The following is a 16171-nucleotide window of genomic DNA, read 5'->3' on the forward strand; positions in this document are numbered from 1 at the left end:
CGCTTACAGATTGCCGCGCTTTAATCATTCCGATAAGAAACCCAATTTGCATATGACTTATTCCGCAAAGAGAACCAATCGTCGATGGATCTGTTCGACAGCATGCATGTCTTTGTCCGCGTCGTGGAGCGCGGGTCTTTCTCGGCGGTCGCCCGTGAACTGAACATGGGGCAGCCGGCGGTGAGTAAACAAGTGCGCGCGCTGGAGCAGTACCTGGGTGGGCCATTGTTCGCACGCAGCACTCGGCACCTGGCCCTGACCGACCAAGGTCAACGCTTCTACGACCACTGCCAGGAAATTCTCGGCCACGTCGAAACTGCCACGCGAAGCTTCACCAGTGGCCAGGAGCAGATTGCCGGCCCTTTACGAGTCGCCGCCCCGGTCAGCTATGGAAGGTTATGCATCGCACCGCTCATAGGGATTTTCCTGCAACGCCATCCTGATGTGCGGATTGACCTGCGGCTGAGTGACCACAATGAAGACCTGCTCAAGGAAAACATCGATCTGGCGATCCGCATTGGTGTAGTGAAGAGCGAGGGATTGGTGGCACTGCCACTGGGCAATAGCCCACGGCGTGTCTATGCGGCGCCCGGTTATCTGGATCTACACGGCGTGCCACGTGAGCCCAGCGAACTGTCAGGACACAACTGCATCGGCTTCACGTTGCTGGAGCATTACGACCGTTGGCACTTTACGCACCTCGGCCAAGCGTTCGATGTAGGTATCCAGGGCAACGTCACCAGCAACAGCAGCGAGGCCATCCGCGAAATGGTGCTCTCCGGCCTTGGTATTTCCCTCTCACCGCAATGGCTGTTCACAGCTGACGTCGAGCAGGGCAGGGTGAGTACCATACTCGACAACTATCAAACCAGCGCGCTGCCTGTCAGCGCCGTACTCAGCCGCGAGCGACGACGTTCAGCGCGGACGATGGCGTTCATCGATTTTCTACGCGAGCAATTGTTGTAGAAGCGCCTTGTGATACGCCGTCCGCTGCTTTCTTCTCCGGGACCCTGAAACTGTCTGATGACAGTCCCAAGTCGATTACTGCCGTATTTTTCCATCTACCAGACATTTGATGCGGCCGAGTATTGGCACGGCAGCACGTGCCGCGGAGATCAGCTCATGAGCGTACGCCTGCGGCCTGCTGCAACCGCCGCACCGCGTCTCGGGCCTGGGCGCCGAGTTCGGCCAGGTCGAAGTCAGGCAACTGGTCGTCGTGTACGGTCAACCGGCCACCGACCAGCAAGGCGCGCAAGGTCGGGCGTCCTCCGCCCACCACCGGCCCGATCGCCGAGTCATGCAGGCCGAAGTATCGCGGCTGGTCCAGGCGGTAGATCGCCAGGTCGGCCGCCATGCCCACTTGCACGCTGCCCACGGCGTCCAGCCCCAGCACCCGAGCCCCGCCAGACGTACCCCAGCGCACCACGTCTTCCACCGTGGCCGCGCTGGCACCGCCTTCCTCGTCACCGCCGGCATAACGCGGGCGGGCTCGCTCGCCAAGTCTGGCCCGTTGCATCAGCCAGGCGGCGTGGGTTTCGCTGATCATGTCGCAGGCCTCGTTGGAGGCGGCGCCATCCACGCCAATCGACACCGGCATTCCCGCAGCCTCCATGGCCACCACATCGGCAATGCCACTGCCCAGGCGGCCATTGCTTTGCGGGCAATGGGCAATGCCCGTACCGCTGGCCCCGAGCATGCGGATTTCCTCGGCGTCGAGTTTCACCAAATGCGCGAACCACACGTCCGGCCCAAGCCACTCGTGCTCGGCACAGAACGCCACTGGCGACATGCCGTGGCGTTGCTGCACCTCATTTTGATATTCGACGGTTTCGCTCAGATGGCTGTGCAGGCGAATGCCCAGTCGCCGTGCGACCCGGGCGGTTTCGCGCAGGTGTTCGGCAGGCATGGAGTAGGGCGGGCTGGTGGGCGCCATCACCACCCGCCGCCAGGCATCGGCGGCCGGGTCGTGGTAGCGCCGCACCAGACGCTCGACGTCGTCCAGGTATTGCTCCAGGGTCTCCGGCCCGGCCACGGACTTGCCTTCGGCTTGTCGTGCTTGCGTGGCGCCGCCACGGCAGAGGACAAACCGGAGCCCCAGCCGTTCGGCTTCCTCGAACAGCACCTCGGCACTGTCAAAGTCCATGCCCGGCAAGTACAGGTAATGATGGTCTGCGACGGTGGCGCAGCCGGATCGTGCCAATTCGACCAGGCCAATGCGCGCGGCGAGGCGAAAGCTTTGCTCGTCAAACGCGCCGCGATAGCGATAGGGCACGGCACCCAGCCACGCTCCCAGACTCTGGTCGATACCTGCGGGAATGCCTTTGAGCAGCGACTGAAACAGGTGATGGTGGGTATTGACCCACGCCGGGTAGACCACACAGTCGGTGGCATCCAGCACTCGCTCGCCGGGCTGGGGCTGCAGGGCGCCGATGGCGCTGATGCGGCCGTCGACGATACGGATATCAGGCCCGGCGTGGCGCGCCGCCGCATCGGACAAGCCGGTGAGGATGGCGCTGGCGTTACGTACCAGCCAGCTATTTTGAATCTTCATGTGAGGCTCCATACGCCGCATCTGCGGCGGATTCAAAGGGTCAGCCGAGTTCGCTTTCGTGCCAGTTGCGCAGGCTCAACCGGGCCAGCACGGCCATCAGGCTGAATAACGCGACACCGGTCAAGGCGATCAGCAGCAGGGCAGCGAACAGCCTTGGAATATTCAGTTGAAAGCCGGCCTGAAGGATCTGATACGCCAGCCCTGCACCGGTGCCCCCGGTGCCGGCAACGAACTCCGCCACCACCGCGCCGATCAACGCCAGCCCGCTGGCAATGCGCAGCCCGGCAAAAAAACACGGCAGGGCACTGGGAATGCGCAGGCGCAACAGCACCTGCCAGCGGCTGGCGCGGTTCAGGCGGAACAGATTGAGCAGGCCGGGGTTGACGCTGCGCAAGCCGAGTACGGTGTTGGCGATGATCGGGAAAATCGCCACCAGGGTCGCGCAAATAATCAACGCCAGCGTGGTGTTGCTGCACCAGATGATGATCAGCGGCGCCACGGCCACCACCGGCGTCACCTGCAACAGGATGGCGTAGGGAAACAGGCTGGCTTCCAGCACGCGGCTCTGCACAAACACAAAGGCCGCCAGGGTGCCGATAAGCACCGCCAGGGCAAACGAGAAAAAAGTGATCTTCAAGGTCATCCACAATGCACCGAACAGCATCGGGCCATCGCTGATCAGGGTACGGCCGATATCGACCGGGGAGGGCACCAGATACACCGGCACCTTCCAGGCCACACATGCCAATTGCCACAGACCCAGCAATACCGCGCCGAGCAGCAGCGGCGAGACGATGCGCAACACCGTGGGGTGACGTAACCAGGGAGTAAAGGACGGGTTCATGAGCGGGCTCTCAATAAAGTCAGCAAGGATCGCCATTGGCCTCGGCCAGCAGCCGGGACAGGCGTGCGCACTGCGCGATAAAGGCCGGGGAGGTGCGGTAGGCCTCGTCTCGTTCCAACGGGCCGTCGATTTCGATGTCGGCGATTACTCGGCCCGGGCGCGCACCCATCACCACCACCCGCGATGACAGGTAGACGGCCTCGAAAATGCTGTGGGTGACGAACACCACGGTCAGGTCGCGGCTAGCCCACAGCTGACGCAGGTCGCTGTCGAGCTTGTTGCGGGTGAACTCATCCAGGGCGCCGAAGGGCTCGTCCATCAGCAGCAGATTGGGCTCGGTGGCCAAGGCCCGGGCGATGGACGCGCGCATTTGCATGCCGCCGGACAGTTCCCGCGGGTACACCTGGCTGAAGCGGTCCAAGCCGACAAGAGCAAGGGCGGCGTCGACCTTTGGTTGGCTCTGGGCTTTCGGCACATTGGCCAGATCCAGCGGCAGGCGCACGTTGTCGCTGACCTTCGCCCAAGGCATCAGCGTCGCCTCCTGGAACACCATCGCCAGGCTTTGCCCTTGGGTCGGGCTGGCCGGGCTGTCCTTGCCCCACCAGCGCACGTGGCCGGCGGAGGGCTTTTCGAGGCCGGCGAACATTTTCAGCAGGGTACTCTTGCCGCAGCCCGAAGGGCCGAGCAATGAAACAAACTCGCCGCGCTGAATGGCCAGCTTCACCCGGCTCAAGGCCTGGGTGCCGTTGCTGTAGGTTTTTTCCACCTGATTGGCGAACAGCGGTGTTTGCACGCCGACGCTGTCGCCCCGTGGCAATGCCTGTGGCAGGGCGTTGGCCCCAGTTATGGTTTGCATCAACATAGCGCTCTCCCCTTGGGTCATGAGCGTGCGGTAAAGCCCCGGCACGCCGGGGCGCTGACTTCAATGGCTGAGGAACACTTCACTTTCACCATGGGCTTCGAGCAGGCCCAGCAATTGCCGGCGAATCACCAGGCCAGGCTTGTCCGACGGCATGTGCAGTTCCACTCGCCGGCGAGTATCGACACAGGCGTCGTAATCGGTGGCTTCGAGGATGTCGCGGTCTTCGGCGGTGATCGCTGCGTCCCAGTCGATCAGTTCCTGGGTCGAGCATTGCTCTTCGCTGTCATTGCGATACAACCACTGGACCAGCATCAGGCGCCCGTCTTCCATGGGCGTCGCGCAGTTGTAGATGATGTGGTGGATGCCGCTGTCCGGGTACATGCAGCCAAAGCGCCGGGAGAACGGCAGGTAATAGCGGTTGATCAGGTGGCGCTGGGTGATCGGCTCGCGAGTGCCGGTGATGCGATAGCTTTCCTCAGGATTGCGGATCGGCACCCGGGTCTCCGCCTCGAAGCCGTAGTCGGTTTCGCGAAACTCGTAGCCGGCCGGCGCGGGCTGGTCGAAAAGGCCGAAATTGGCTTTGTGGACGAAGGAAAAATGCGAGTTGTCAAAGGAGTTTTCCATGACCCGCAGCGGGCTGGTTTTCCACTCTTCATAAAACTGGAAGATGCGCCGGTAGCCCGGGGCGCCATCCTCGGGAAACTCAGGGATTGGTTGCAGAGGATCGTCGAGGGCGACCCAGGCGTAGCCGTATTTTTCCTGGCAGTGAAAGGCCTGGACCGAGGCGCCCGGCGGAATCATGCCAGCGGGATTTTGCGGGATCTTCACGCAGGTGCCGGTGCAGTCGTATTCCCAGCCGTGATAGCCGCAGGCGATGTTGCCGTCCTCGCTGACAAAACCTTTCGAGAGCTTGGCGGTGCGGTGGCAGCAACGGTCGCGCATGGCCACCGGGGTGCCGTCGGGGCGCCTCCACAGCACCAGCGCCTCACCCAGTAAAGTGAAGGGCTGCGGGCCGGCATCCAGCGCGGTCATGGGCAGCAGGGCATACCAGAAACGGCGCAATACAGGTTGTTTGGTGACCAACATAACAAGTGTCCTCACGGTATTCATTCAGCCGGCTCTTGGGCTCGGGCTCTGGGTTCAGCAGTCTTGCAATCTGGCTCAGCGGCTGGCGGACTGTTCGGCGCCAGGCAGTACCTTCAAGTCCTCGACGAAGCGCGTGGTGTAGGCCTTCTGCCAAGGCGCATCGGCACCGAGCAGCCCGGCGTCGACCATGAAGTTTCGGGTGGCCTGCCAGCGCGCGTCGCTCATCACGCCGATGCCTTGGGTGGCGGCATCACCGCCGGTGACCAGGCGATATTGCTTGAGCGTCGACAAGCCCCAGGCGAGCAATTCATCGCTCATGTTCGGGTTATCAGCCTTGATCAGGTGGTTGGCGCTCGGGTTGTCGAGGTAGCGCTTCCAGCCCTCCATCGAGGCGCGAACAAAGCGCTGGACTCGCTCAGGATGCTGATCGATCACATCCTGGCGAGTGGCCAGGGTCGAGCCGTAGGGCGGGTAACCGGCGTCGGCAAACAGGAAGAAGTTGGCTTTCTCCCCGGCCTTCAACGCCTGGAACAACTCGGAGCTGGCATAGGCCTGCTGCGTGGTGTTGGCGTTCGCGAGGAAGGGTTGCAGGTTGAAGGTGTAGGGGCGGGCCTGGCTGTCCTTGAGCTGGTATTTTTCCTTGAGCCACGGCCACCACGTTTGCTGGCCGGAGGTGGACACCAGCACCTGTTTGTTCTGCAAAGCATCCAGGCCGCTCACATCGGCATGGGTCAGCAGCCCCTGAGGATCACCTTGAAAGGGCGCGGCCACGGCCACCACCGGCAGGCCTTGCTCCACACTTTTGAGAATCTGCAAGTCGTAGTTGACGATGAAATCGGCCTGCTTGTTGAGCAGCAGCTGCATGCCATTGACCTGCGGCCCACCCATGCGGATGGTCACGTCCAGGCCTTCTTTTTCATACAGCCCATCCGCCAAGGCCTGGTAGAAGCCGCCCTGTTCGGCTTGGGCATACCAGGAAGTTAGCAGCACCACCTTGTCATTGGCCAAAGCCAGTGGAGACGCGATCAGGGCGGCGGGCACAAGCGCCGTGGCCAGTAGCGAGCGAAGCGGTTGACCCAAGGCAAAGCGAATTTTCATGATGTGTTCTCCACAACGATTCGAAAACCGCCGCGCGCCAATCGGCACGCCAGCGAGGGACCGATTGGAGAGAACAAGGGGAGGAGAGAGGGCGTATATGCGTAGTTACACGGCTGACACGTCTCTCTTGCCCGGGGCGCTGGCGCCGCGTTCAAGCATCCAATCGGACGTACGCCCACAGGGAGGGGCGCAAGAGCAATGCCCGGTGCCATTACTGGCACTGACCGCTTCTACTCGAAAGTGGTAATAGCCAAAAGTGTGCCAAGCCGTCGCAGGCCCGCCCTCACGGGATCCGGCGGGCGAGGCAATCAGCAGGAGGTGTGCAGGCGATTCGCAACGGTGCGAATTCAAGTGGGCGCGCCTCAATCTGGTGCGCAACCGATGGCTGCAAAGTATTCAGTTTTACGCATCGATTGTGCTGAATGAGGGTTGAAGATTGTATTCGCTCAGTTGGCACAACCCCTGCTTAGTCCTCAATCGAGTAGAAGCGGTCAGCACAGAGGGCTCTCAACAGAACCCGAGGTGCAGGGCATTGCTCTGGCGGCATTACGCCGCGCACCCGGCAAGGGTCGCCCCTCGTTAAGTTGAGGGCCAGAGCAGCTGCTTGATCCGCAGCTCGGGCATGCCTTGCCGGTGATATCCGCCAATCACCTGACAAGGGCAGCCCATGAAAGCATCGCGTATTCCATTACTTGCACCTTCACTGCTGCGTCGCAGTCTGGCGCCGCTGTTAGCTCTGGCCAGCGCCGGCGCCGAAGCTGGCCCTCTGTTGTGGAACGACAACAGCTTGAGCTACCTCTACGGCCAGCATTTCAAAGTCGACGGCACTGGCGACGATACTCAGCACACGCTGAGCTTCGAACACGCCAGCGGCTGGACGTGGGGCGATATCTTCATGTTCGTCGACAACAAATGGTCCAGTGGACTCTCGGGTGCCGACGGCCATTCCTACTACGGTGAATTCTCCCCACGGCTGTCGCTGGGCAAAATCAGTGACCGCTCCCTGAGCTATGGCATCGTCAAGGACGTACTCATCGCCGCCACCTACGAGCGCGGTGAAAACCGCAATCGCAAATATCTGTTGGGCCCCGCTGTCGACCTCGTGCTTCCAGGCTTCGACCGCTTTTCCCTGAATACCTACTACCGCAAACCCGACGGCATCACCGGTAAGGCCTCAGGTCAATGGCAGATCAACCCGACCTGGTCCATGACCCTCCCGGTGGGTCGCTCCGACATTCTTTTCGACGGCTATCTGGAGTGGTACGTCAACGACGTCGGGAACAAAGGCACCTCCAACTATGTGGCCCGGAGCTTTCACTTCAACCCACAAGTCAAATACGACGTGGGCAAGGCGCTGGGGCAACAGCAAAAACGCTTTTATGCGGGACTTGAGTGGGATTACTGGTCGAATAAATACGGGATTGAAGACACGAGCGGATTCCCTACCGACCAGAACGCGTTGAGTCTCTTGCTCAAGGTGCATTTCTGACGTGAAAGAGGGAGCTGTTGCACGTGGGAGCGGGGCGCTTGGTGCCCCGGTTTCATTCTGTCTAAGGCTGGCAGAAAACAAGCGGGTGGCTAGCCAGGCCGCATCAGTACGCGGTAGTGAGCAGGAGCGTTGCCGATCGGGAGATTTGGACGCCGATGGTCGATCAGATGGTCGCGGCTGGGCAGGGCGCAGCCCTTGAGGCCATGACCAAGGCAGTGCCGATGGGCCGACATGGCAAACCAGAGGAGATCGCTGACGCGGTTCTCTGGTTAAGCAGTAGCGCCTCCAGTTATGTCACCGGCCAGTCCATATCAGTGGATGGCGGGTTCGTCATGCGGTGATCGTGCCACGTTTTACAGCGCGCTGATTCAAGCCATGCCTGACTTTCACCCGTACATCAAAGGAAGAGCTACATGTTGGAATCGAATCCACCCAAAACAAGAATGATGACGGTAACTGCGTTGTCCACCATCATCCTGCTGACCGGGTTATTAAAAAGGAAGGGGAAAGCTGATGGGTAAACGTTTATTGGGAGTGATCGCTTTGGCTGGATTACTTGCAGGACAAGCGCTGGCCGCCGAGGAAAACGGCTTGGTGGTACGCGTCGCGCAACTTGAAATCGATCCTGCACAGGTTGCGGCCTATCAGGCCGCAGTCAGAGAGGAAATCGCGGAATCGACTCGAATAGAGCCGGGCGTAATATCTATCTACGCGGTCGCCGAAGTCGACCGCCCAAACTGGTTTCATTTTTTCGAAATCTACGCCAGCGACTCGGCATATCGAAGCCATATCGAATCGCCGCATTTCAAAAAATACGCCGTTGCTACGAAGTCGATGATTCTGTCGAAGCGTTTGATTGAAACAACACCAATCGAGCTTAGTCCACGGCCTAGCCCGTAACCGATTGCCCGCTGGGCACGCTGATTTATCAATGGAGGAAGGCAATGAAAAAATCAAAGGCAATGGCGGTAGCGATGGCAGGACTGGCGTATTTTGCGGTGGGCAGCTGTCGTGTGATGGCGGCAGACGCCGAGTTGGCAGCACCACTTGCCTACTATGTTGCCGAGTTTGAGGTTACCGATCCCGAAGGGATGAAGCCTTACAGTGCGCAGGTCGAATCAACCTTCAAACCCTATGGCGGGCATTTCATCGTGCGTGGAGGAAAGACCATTTCGCTTGAGGGTGAAGCGCCAAAGCGTCGCCGTGTCGTCATCGAGTTTGCGAGCATCGAAAAAGCCCAGGCTTGGTACGACTCTAAGGAATACACCGAGTTGAGGAAAATTCGTCAGCGTTCAGCCAAAACGGATGTGTACTTGATCGAGGGAGTGCCGGCGCAATAGCTACCGAGTTGGGGGCGTATTGAATTATCAAGAGCATGGCGAGGGTGGCGTCCTTGTCGAACGCCTCGTCCGCGAGTTTGGCAGCCTGATGCACGTGCGCCGCGTCGCCCAGGGCAAAGTCCGGCTCGATCCATTCATGAGTGGCAGGGTTGAGCGCCTTCATCGTGCCGGCAGTGGCCGCGACGTCGTTTGCGCCGATGATCAACTGTCCTGTGAGGTACATCGCCATTACTCCTGCACTGCCAGCGCTTCAATCAGTTCCTGGCTGGTGACGATTGAGTGAGCGAAAGTCGGCCCGTTCAACTCGTGGGCGGCGTGCATCATTTCCGCACGGAATGCGGCGGTCGCATCGCGCACCAGCGTGACGTGGTAGCCCAATTCCGAGGCGTAGCGGGCGGTCGCTTCGATGCAGGTGTTGGCGAGCAGGCCGACGATGATCACGTGGGTGATGCCTTTCTGCTTCAGGCGAAAATCAAGGTCGGTATTGGCAAAGCCGCTGGCGCCCCAATGTTCCTGCACGACAATGTCGCCGTCCTTCGGCGCGAAATCGGGATGCCATTCGCCGCCCCATTCACCACGTGCGAAGTGGTGCATGTGCATGATTTTGCACTGGGTCGGTGTTGGATGATCCCAGCCTTCGTAGTCGCCATGTTCCCAACGGTGGTGCGGCACGATGACCACCGGAATGTTCTGCGCTCGTACGGCGCGATCCAGGGCTCGCAGGTTGTCGAGCAGCCCGACCTGTTCGGCAATCGGCTTGATCAAGGGGAAGACCTTGCCGTTTTCCGAGAGAAAATCGTTGTACGGATCGACCAGCAGGTAAGCGGTGCGGTTCAGCGGATAAGAGGCGTTCGACATGACGATGTACTCCACGCAAGTTGAGTGACCGATGCCGTGGGCTCGCCCGGGCATCAGTTTTTTATGACGACGAAAAAGCTCAAGTCAGTTGAAGGCGCTGCGGTAGGCAAAGAGGCCAGGCAAGCCGCCGGTCATCACAAACAGTAGATTGCTTCCCGCCGGGTAGTCGCCTTGGCGCACGGCAGCGAGCAACCCGGCGAAGGCCTTGCCACCGTAGACCGGATCCGTCAGCAAACCCTCAACGGAGGCCAGCAGCCGGACCGCTTCGAGCATCGATTCGGTGGGGGCGCCATAGGCGTCGCCACGTTGACTGCCATCCACAGTGATTGCGCTTTCCACAAGGGTTGCGGACGGGTCCAGGAGCTGCAAGGTTTCCCGAGTTTTGCTCAGGGTCGCCGCCGTGGCCTGCTCCTCAGTTGCCAACACCGAATAGCCGATAACTTCGGTTGATGATCGAGCGAGTGCCAGACCTGCTTGCAGTCCTGAATGGGTTCCGGCGCTGCCATTGGGGATGATGATCCGCTCGAAGTGAACGCCGAGCGCGTCCGCCTGGCGGAGAATCTCTCCCGCACAAGCGGCGTAGCCCAGACTGCCCCTGGGGCTGGAGCCGCCCAATGGTATGAGGAAGGGTTTTTTGCCTTGGCTTCTGAGCGTGCTGAGCAATTCTCCAGCGTAGCTGTCCGGCGTCAAACCCCGCAGCAGTCGATGAACCTTTGCGCCAAACAGGCCATTGAGCAATACGTTGCCGTTATGACAAAAATCGTCATCGCTGCGCACCGCCGACGGGGTCAGGATAAGCTCGCAGGCCAAGCCGTGGTGGGCCGCGACGGCGGCGGTCAACCGGGCGTGATTGGATTGAAAACCGCCCCAGGTAACCAGTGTGTCGGCGCCTTCGGCCAATGCTTCGCCAAGCAGGAATTCGAGTTTGCGCAGTTTGTTGCCACCACCGCCGAGGCCCATCAGGTCATCGCGTTTGACGTACAGATTGCAGCCATGCAGCTCGGCTGCCCGGCTCAGGCGGGACAGCTTCTGAATCGGTGTCGGGCCTTCCAGCAGCGCCACTCGGGGGTAAGCAGCCAGCGCAGTTTCCAGTTGATTCAAGTCGTGAGGCATGACGGTTCACTTGACGTTGATGAAAGGAAGTGGGGCGGTCACTTCACCAAGGCCCCGGCCAAATGGTTAATAACTGGTATTGCAGTTAAGTCGCTTTGTCAGGCCGGGGCGGACTCTCGTGCCACTTGCCTGAGAATTTCTTCGTACTCCTTGACGGATAGCGATCCGGACACCAACTGGCGACCGTTCAGTACCATGGCCGGGACCGAGTTGATCCCGCGCTGAAGGTAAAAACTTTCAAGTTCACGGACCTCGAGAGCGAACGCCTCGCTAGTCAAAATCTCGCGGGCGCGGGTGGTAGAAAGTCCCGCTTCACCGGCCAGGCGCACCAGTGTTTCGTGGTCGCTGGGGTTCTCGCCATTGGTGAAATAAGCCTCGATCAGGATTTTCTTCAGCGCGACCTGGCGGCCTTCCTGCACGGCCCAGAGCAGAAGGCGATGGGCATCGAAGGTGTTGTAGAAATGGCTGCGCTTGTCCAGGTCGAACTGAAAACCGATGGCTTTGCCACGCGCGACGATCATTTCATTGCGCGAGGCGACTTCTTCGGCGCTGCGCCCGTATTTGCGCATCATGTGCTTGATGGCGTGCTCGCCCTCGGCCGGCATGTCCGGGTTCAGTTCGAACGGCTTGAAGGTCAGCTCCACGGCAACCTCGCCGGCAACATTAGCGATGGCTTGTTCCAGCGCAGTGGCGCCGAGTGCGCACCAGGGGCACACGACATCCGACACAAAGTCGATACTGACGGGGAAAGTCATTTCTTCGACTCCGTCAGTTCTTGGCGGTACTCGGTGGTGGTAATTCCGGCATAGCCCCAGTTATCGGTGTCGACCTCTTCAATAACGATGTGGGTGAGGTGCGGGTCCTTGTTGAGGACGGTTTGCATGGTTTTGGTGATCTCGGCGATGACTTGGGATTTCTGTTCTTTGGTAACGCCGTCGCGAGTGATACGAACGCTGATGAAAGGCATGGCATAAGTCTCCAGTAGGCGCCCCATCGACATGGTGAGGGGAGCAGTGGGATGGACTTTAGAGTGTTGCGTTCAGGGGATAAATCAGGGGCGGAGAACATCACTTATAACGCGATGTAATCAATACAACTGGGCTTTGCAGAAGGTAAATCGCCCTCCCTGGCTGCAGGCGCGGGGAGGGCGAATGCTACGGCGGGAGGAATCAGTTCTGCGCTTTGCTCATGCGGGTAAATAGCTCGGTGGGTACTTTCTTGCCGTTGGAAATGTACTGGTTGGTTCTGAACTTGTAGACCTCACCTTCCGAAAGAAAACCATCGTGGTTGGTGTCCATCGCTTTGAATTCTTCACCGCCCTGAGGTGCTACAGCCAGCAGTTCTTTAAGAGAGACGAGGCCATCATGGTCGGTGTCTGTGCGAGCGAAAGAGTCGTCGCCACATTTGCCTTCACCGCACTTGCCTTCGGCAGTAGCGGACTTGTCGCTGGCTTCGCTGGCCCCGCATTTGCCTTCGCCACACTTGCCTTCGCCGGTTTTATCGGCCGATGCCAGTTGGTAGCCTTGGGGCAATGGCTCAACAGCAAAAGCGGCGGACGATGCTAGGCTCATGCCACCGGCTAAAGCAATTGCGGCCAGGCCAAGACTGGTTTTGTTCGATATTGGTTTACGGTACATAGTGCTTCTCCAGATGCTTTGCGCGGCGAGGCCGCGGTTCATGCCACAGGGCGGATAGACCCTCAAGGAAGTTCGAGGCGAAAGGCGCAAGCGTCTTCCACTTCGATACAGCGTCCTTGTTCGGGTAGGCCTATTTAGCGGGAGTCATGTATCGGCGATGTATCGGCGAGCGGAGCATTTGTAAGCCAATCCCAAGACTTAGCGTTTGGGTACATAGAGATACAAAAACCGACCTCAGCCTTTGCTCGTCAGTCAGGACAACAGCTTCAAAACGGGTGTCGCGGCTACGCCGACGGCAGCTTGCGCATGCAACTGGCGCAGCAGCACCAGTGCGTCAGCGACGAAGCCGGTCACGTCTGTTGCACCAGCCTCCGCAGCCAAAGCGTGCAACTGCGCTCGACCATCCATGTCAGGGAACTGCTCGATCCGCTGCAACAAACGGAACGCGAGAGGGCTGACCTGGGAGAATTGCACTTGGCCACTCGGCACACGGCTGATCAGCAGCAACGTCGGTTGTTCTGGCGGTTCAGAAGGCAAGTGACCTGGCGCGAGACGATGTACGGCCCAAATGTAAGCCAGCGGCCAGACGAGCGGGGAGAGCCTGAGGGGACGGTCGAGTAAATGCGCCGCATCACTGGCCTTTAACGGCGCAGCGTCCAACTGTTGCAGCGCCATTTCCACCCACTCGTAATGAGCCAATTCGGGCAAGAACGGGTACCAGGGGTGTTCGTGATCAGGCGAGTCCTCCAGGCTCGCTACGAAGTCTACAAACTCACGAGCAATTTCTCCGAAGCGTGGCGTTTGCGCGCGGTAATCACGCAAAAAACGTCGTACCAGTGCACGCCAACCGGCATCACCCAGCACGGCAACCAGCACCGGAAACGTCCCACCCAGCAACCCCAACAGATTGTTCAACACTAGGTTGAGATAGACCTGCGCTCTCTCGGGATTCATCTGCGCAGGCGGCGCATAACTGCCCGGGTCACGCAGGTACCGGGTCAGCGCGAGCTGCTGACTGTGCAAACTTGAAGGGGAGTCAGCCATCGACGGTCACCCGCACCAAAGCATTGGCGTCGCGTTGCAAGCGCCTGATGGTGTTCAGCTCAGCCACCAGTTCGTCGTAGGACGGAAAGTTGAAATCGCGCTCCAGCAGGGTTGGCTTCACACCGAACAGGCCATAAGCCTGGCCCAGCAATGACCAGACTACCGGTTTGACCGAGGCGCCATGGGTGTCGATGATCAGGTCATCAGCTTCGTCGTAATGCCCAGCCACATGCATGGCGACTACGCGTTCTGGTTCCAGGCCGGCGAGGAAAAGCGCTGGATCGAAGCGGTGGTTCACTGAGTTGACGTACACATTGTTAACGTCGAGCAACAGGTCGCAATCGGCCTCGCGAAGCACTGCATTGGTGAACGTCAGTTCGTCCATGTCCTGATGAGCAGCGGCGTAGTAAGAGACGTTTTCTACAGCAAGACGACGACCGAGAATGTCCTGTGCACGGCGGATGCGCGCAGCAACGTGATGAACGGCCTCCTCAGTGAATGGCAACGGTAGCAGGTCGTATAAATGGCCATCGTCACTGCAGTAACTGAGGTGTTCGCTATAGAACGGCACGTTGAAGCGATCAAGAAACCCGCGGACTTGCTCAAGAAAAGATTCGTCCAGCGGCGCACTGCCACCCAGCGACAGTGACAGGCCATGGCATGACAGCGGATAGCGTTCAGCCAGCAACTGCAAAGCCTCACCATGAGCGCCGCCGATGCCGATCCAATTCTCTGGAGCAACCTCCAGAAAATCGAAATCCCCGACTGGAGCGTCACGAAGCGTGTTAAGCAGCGCACGGCGCAATCCCAGCCCGACGGTCGCCTCAACGGGGAGCTGTGGATCTAAATGGGTTGGTGATGAAGTGTTCGTTTGCATGAGCTCAATACTCCGATTCGACGCCTGGAACCCCCGATCCACAGCACCTCCACGGTTACCGCTGGCAGCCGGGAGGTGTGAATCGGGTGATTGAAACCCGCCACAGTTCTGCTCAAACGAGGTTGATCACCACGTTGATGTTGTTCCGCGTCGCTTTGGAGTACGGGCATGTCTGGTGTGCGGTATCGATCAGCTCTTGAGCGACGTTGCGATCCAGGCCGGGAAGGAAGACGTTGAGGCGAGCCTGGAGGAAATACGCACCATCGGTTGTGCCTAGATCCACTTCGGCGTCAACGGCAAGGTCAACCGGGAGGGTGACTTTCAGCTTGCTCGCCGCAAGCCCCATCGCGCCGATAAAACAGGCCGACCAACCAGCGGCGAACAACTGCTCTGGGTTGGTACCGGCGCCAGAAGTGCCAGGCGATGACAGTTTTATATCCAGTCGGCCGTCGTCACTGAGGGCGGTGCCATTGCGACCACCCGAGGAGGTATGGACTTTGCCGGTGTACAGCACTTTATCAATATGGGTCATGATGAAACTCCTGATTACTAGTGGGGTTGAGAGCGATAACCTTGGTGAAGCGATAACACTCAGCGTGCATTCAAACGCTTGAGATACCGACCGATGCATGCATCCAGGCTCAGCTTGCCGGCGCCTGTGAATACCAGTGGCAGAAGTGCGACGAGATAGATCAACGGCAGCTTGAAATTGCCGTAGCCTTTGTTGCTGATGGAGTACCCCATAGCCAGTTCACTCAACGTCGACCACTCTGCTGGCCAGTGAACTGCGGCAGTTGCCACGACGGTGACCACTATGAGGATCAGTGCCGAAAGACGTGTTCCCAGACCTACAAGCAAAGCGATGGAACAGAGCAGTTCTGCCCACATGGATAATTGCCAATTGAACGTAGCCGGCAGTTGATTGAAGGGAAAAGGAAAGGCCCCTTGAATGCTCGGGAACCAGTTCTCACCGTTCCACTTTTCCCATCCCGCTTCAAAAAACTCCCAGGCCAGAAAAACGCGCAGGCTCAAAGGGGCGATCCAGTCCCCAGCGCGATCGAGATTAAGTTGCAGCCGATTCAAGACCGATGACGCGTTTGTATGCATGGGTTTAATCCTCCGACTTGTTGTCAAGAAAGTGGAAGCCGTTCAGGTGCTCCCAATGACAGGTGTCAGGCACAGGAGCACTGCGCTGGCCGTGAGCGCAGTTCATCGTGCTGGTGTATCTCGCTTGTGTCTGAGGGGGCGGGAAGATCAATGTTGTGTAACGTGTTTGCGTCCGTACACACTTGGATACAGAGCGATACCTGTCGAAGGCGCTATTTGGAGTTGGGATATACGATCGGCTGCGTTCTGCCGGTGAATGGCGGGA

General features: G+C 59.3%; 19 protein-coding genes and 1 pseudogene. 5 read left to right on the plus strand and 15 right to left on the minus strand.

The window, feature by feature from the left end; genetic code table 11:
• Window positions 1-84 precede the first annotated feature (84 nt).
• Window positions 85-966 (plus strand): LysR family transcriptional regulator, encoded by an 882-nt coding sequence (locus JWU58_RS13460; RefSeq protein ID WP_206420275.1) that lies wholly within the window; start codon window positions 85-87, stop codon window positions 964-966.
• 154 nt (window positions 967-1120) lie between these two features.
• Here the strand turns inward: JWU58_RS13460 and JWU58_RS13465 are convergent, their stop codons facing one another.
• From JWU58_RS13465 to JWU58_RS13485, 5 genes are all read right to left on the minus strand, one after another.
• Window positions 1121-2551, minus strand: a complete 1431-nt coding sequence (locus JWU58_RS13465) for an amidohydrolase family protein (RefSeq protein ID WP_206420276.1) — start codon at window positions 2549-2551, stop codon at window positions 1121-1123.
• A 40-nt stretch (window positions 2552-2591) separates the two neighbouring features.
• A complete protein-coding gene (locus tag JWU58_RS13470) occupies window positions 2592-3395 on the minus strand; it encodes an ABC transporter permease (protein ID WP_056786061.1) in 804 nt (267 codons plus the stop codon).
• Between the two features lie 19 nt (window positions 3396-3414).
• Window positions 3415-4257 (minus strand): ABC transporter ATP-binding protein, encoded by an 843-nt coding sequence (locus tag JWU58_RS13475; RefSeq protein WP_056786058.1) that lies wholly within the window; start codon window positions 4255-4257, stop codon window positions 3415-3417.
• A 60-nt stretch (window positions 4258-4317) separates the two neighbouring features.
• A complete protein-coding gene (locus JWU58_RS13480; RefSeq protein WP_123442465.1) occupies window positions 4318-5343 on the minus strand; it encodes an aromatic ring-hydroxylating dioxygenase subunit alpha in 1026 nt (341 codons plus the stop codon).
• 75 nt (window positions 5344-5418) lie between these two features.
• Entirely contained in the window at window positions 5419-6441 is a 1023-nt protein-coding gene (locus JWU58_RS13485) for an ABC transporter substrate-binding protein (protein ID WP_024012978.1), read from the minus strand.
• 706 nt (window positions 6442-7147) lie between these two features.
• Between JWU58_RS13485 and JWU58_RS13490 the strand changes: the two genes are divergently transcribed.
• From JWU58_RS13490 to JWU58_RS13505, 4 genes are all read left to right on the plus strand, one after another.
• Complete coding sequence (locus JWU58_RS13490) at window positions 7148-7930, plus strand: outer membrane protein OmpK (protein ID WP_420893291.1); 783 nt, start codon at window positions 7148-7150, stop codon at window positions 7928-7930.
• 116 nt (window positions 7931-8046) lie between these two features.
• On the plus strand, window positions 8047-8271 hold the full coding sequence (locus JWU58_RS13495) for an SDR family oxidoreductase (RefSeq protein ID WP_257221768.1): 225 nt from the start codon (window positions 8047-8049) through the stop codon (window positions 8269-8271).
• 172 nt (window positions 8272-8443) lie between these two features.
• On the plus strand, window positions 8444-8830 hold the full coding sequence (locus JWU58_RS13500) for a putative quinol monooxygenase (RefSeq protein ID WP_123442468.1): 387 nt from the start codon (window positions 8444-8446) through the stop codon (window positions 8828-8830).
• A 44-nt stretch (window positions 8831-8874) separates the two neighbouring features.
• Window positions 8875-9270 (plus strand): DUF1330 domain-containing protein, encoded by a 396-nt coding sequence (locus JWU58_RS13505; protein WP_123442469.1) that lies wholly within the window; start codon window positions 8875-8877, stop codon window positions 9268-9270.
• A 55-nt stretch (window positions 9271-9325) separates the two neighbouring features.
• Here JWU58_RS13505 and JWU58_RS27300 read toward each other — a convergent pair.
• The 10 genes and pseudogenes from JWU58_RS27300 to JWU58_RS13550 form a co-directional block, all read right to left on the minus strand.
• A pseudogene (locus JWU58_RS27300) lies at window positions 9326-9493 on the minus strand (aldehyde dehydrogenase (NADP(+))); the annotation flags it as partial.
• Window positions 9494-9498: 5 nt separating this feature from the next.
• The gene (locus tag JWU58_RS13510) at window positions 9499-10128 is read right to left on the minus strand and encodes a cysteine hydrolase family protein (RefSeq protein ID WP_123442470.1); all 630 of its coding nucleotides are present in this window, start codon (window positions 10126-10128) and stop codon (window positions 9499-9501) included.
• A gap of 84 nt (window positions 10129-10212) precedes the next feature.
• Window positions 10213-11241, minus strand: a complete 1029-nt coding sequence (locus JWU58_RS13515) for a D-cysteine desulfhydrase family protein (RefSeq protein WP_123442471.1) — start codon at window positions 11239-11241, stop codon at window positions 10213-10215.
• 98 nt (window positions 11242-11339) lie between these two features.
• Window positions 11340-11996 carry a DsbA family oxidoreductase gene (locus JWU58_RS13520; protein WP_123442472.1) on the minus strand — a complete coding sequence of 219 codons (657 nt, stop codon included), beginning with the start codon at window positions 11994-11996 and terminating at the stop codon, window positions 11340-11342.
• Entirely contained in the window at window positions 11993-12208 is a 216-nt protein-coding gene (locus JWU58_RS13525) for a tautomerase family protein (protein ID WP_123442473.1), read from the minus strand. Before JWU58_RS13525 ends, JWU58_RS13520 begins: the two co-directional genes overlap by 4 nt.
• Window positions 12209-12410: 202 nt before the next feature.
• Window positions 12411-12878, minus strand: coding sequence for an HvfA family oxazolone/thioamide-modified RiPP metallophore (locus JWU58_RS13530; RefSeq protein ID WP_123442474.1), 468 nt, complete (start codon window positions 12876-12878; stop codon window positions 12411-12413).
• A 252-nt stretch (window positions 12879-13130) separates the two neighbouring features.
• Window positions 13131-13922 (minus strand): HvfC family RiPP maturation protein, encoded by a 792-nt coding sequence (locus JWU58_RS13535; RefSeq protein ID WP_123442475.1) that lies wholly within the window; start codon window positions 13920-13922, stop codon window positions 13131-13133.
• On the minus strand, window positions 13915-14799 hold the full coding sequence (locus JWU58_RS13540) for an HvfB family MNIO-type RiPP peptide maturase (RefSeq protein ID WP_123442476.1): 885 nt from the start codon (window positions 14797-14799) through the stop codon (window positions 13915-13917). The genes JWU58_RS13535 and JWU58_RS13540 overlap by 8 nt, the downstream gene beginning before the upstream one ends.
• Window positions 14800-14911: 112 nt before the next feature.
• Window positions 14912-15331, minus strand: a complete 420-nt coding sequence (locus JWU58_RS13545) for an organic hydroperoxide resistance protein (RefSeq protein WP_073476308.1) — start codon at window positions 15329-15331, stop codon at window positions 14912-14914.
• A 59-nt stretch (window positions 15332-15390) separates the two neighbouring features.
• Window positions 15391-15906 carry an HvfX family Cu-binding RiPP maturation protein gene (locus JWU58_RS13550; protein ID WP_123442477.1) on the minus strand — a complete coding sequence of 172 codons (516 nt, stop codon included), beginning with the start codon at window positions 15904-15906 and terminating at the stop codon, window positions 15391-15393.
• Window positions 15907-16171: the final 265 nt, after the last annotated feature.

It is taken from the genome of Pseudomonas atacamensis, assembly GCF_017167965.1.
Taxonomy (GTDB): Bacteria; Pseudomonadota; Gammaproteobacteria; order Pseudomonadales; family Pseudomonadaceae; genus Aquipseudomonas; species Aquipseudomonas atacamensis.

Bases quoted from the DNA above. Each gene is read 5' to 3' on its own strand.
- JWU58_RS13460 (WP_206420275.1), top strand. From the start codon at position 85: ATGGATCTGTTCGACAGCATGCATGTCTTTGTCCGCGTCGTGGAGCGC.
- JWU58_RS13465 (WP_206420276.1), bottom strand. From the start codon at position 2,551: ATGAAGATTCAAAATAGCTGGCTGGTACGTAACGCCAGCGCCATCCTC.
- JWU58_RS13470 (WP_056786061.1), bottom strand. From the start codon at position 3,395: ATGAACCCGTCCTTTACTCCCTGGTTACGTCACCCCACGGTGTTGCGC.
- JWU58_RS13475 (WP_056786058.1), bottom strand. From the start codon at position 4,257: ATGTTGATGCAAACCATAACTGGGGCCAACGCCCTGCCACAGGCATTG.
- JWU58_RS13480 (WP_123442465.1), bottom strand. From the start codon at position 5,343: ATGTTGGTCACCAAACAACCTGTATTGCGCCGTTTCTGGTATGCCCTG.
- JWU58_RS13485 (WP_024012978.1), bottom strand. From the start codon at position 6,441: ATGAAAATTCGCTTTGCCTTGGGTCAACCGCTTCGCTCGCTACTGGCC.
- JWU58_RS13500 (WP_123442468.1), top strand. From the start codon at position 8,444: ATGGGTAAACGTTTATTGGGAGTGATCGCTTTGGCTGGATTACTTGCA.
- JWU58_RS13505 (WP_123442469.1), top strand. From the start codon at position 8,875: ATGAAAAAATCAAAGGCAATGGCGGTAGCGATGGCAGGACTGGCGTAT.
- JWU58_RS13510 (WP_123442470.1), bottom strand. From the start codon at position 10,128: ATGTCGAACGCCTCTTATCCGCTGAACCGCACCGCTTACCTGCTGGTC.
- JWU58_RS13515 (WP_123442471.1), bottom strand. From the start codon at position 11,241: ATGCCTCACGACTTGAATCAACTGGAAACTGCGCTGGCTGCTTACCCC.
- JWU58_RS13520 (WP_123442472.1), bottom strand. From the start codon at position 11,996: ATGACTTTCCCCGTCAGTATCGACTTTGTGTCGGATGTCGTGTGCCCC.
- JWU58_RS13525 (WP_123442473.1), bottom strand. From the start codon at position 12,208: ATGCCTTTCATCAGCGTTCGTATCACTCGCGACGGCGTTACCAAAGAA.
- JWU58_RS13530 (WP_123442474.1), bottom strand. From the start codon at position 12,878: ATGTACCGTAAACCAATATCGAACAAAACCAGTCTTGGCCTGGCCGCA.
- JWU58_RS13535 (WP_123442475.1), bottom strand. From the start codon at position 13,922: ATGGCTGACTCCCCTTCAAGTTTGCACAGTCAGCAGCTCGCGCTGACC.
- JWU58_RS13540 (WP_123442476.1), bottom strand. From the start codon at position 14,799: ATGCAAACGAACACTTCATCACCAACCCATTTAGATCCACAGCTCCCC.
- JWU58_RS13545 (WP_073476308.1), bottom strand. From the start codon at position 15,331: ATGACCCATATTGATAAAGTGCTGTACACCGGCAAAGTCCATACCTCC.
- JWU58_RS13550 (WP_123442477.1), bottom strand. From the start codon at position 15,906: ATGCATACAAACGCGTCATCGGTCTTGAATCGGCTGCAACTTAATCTC.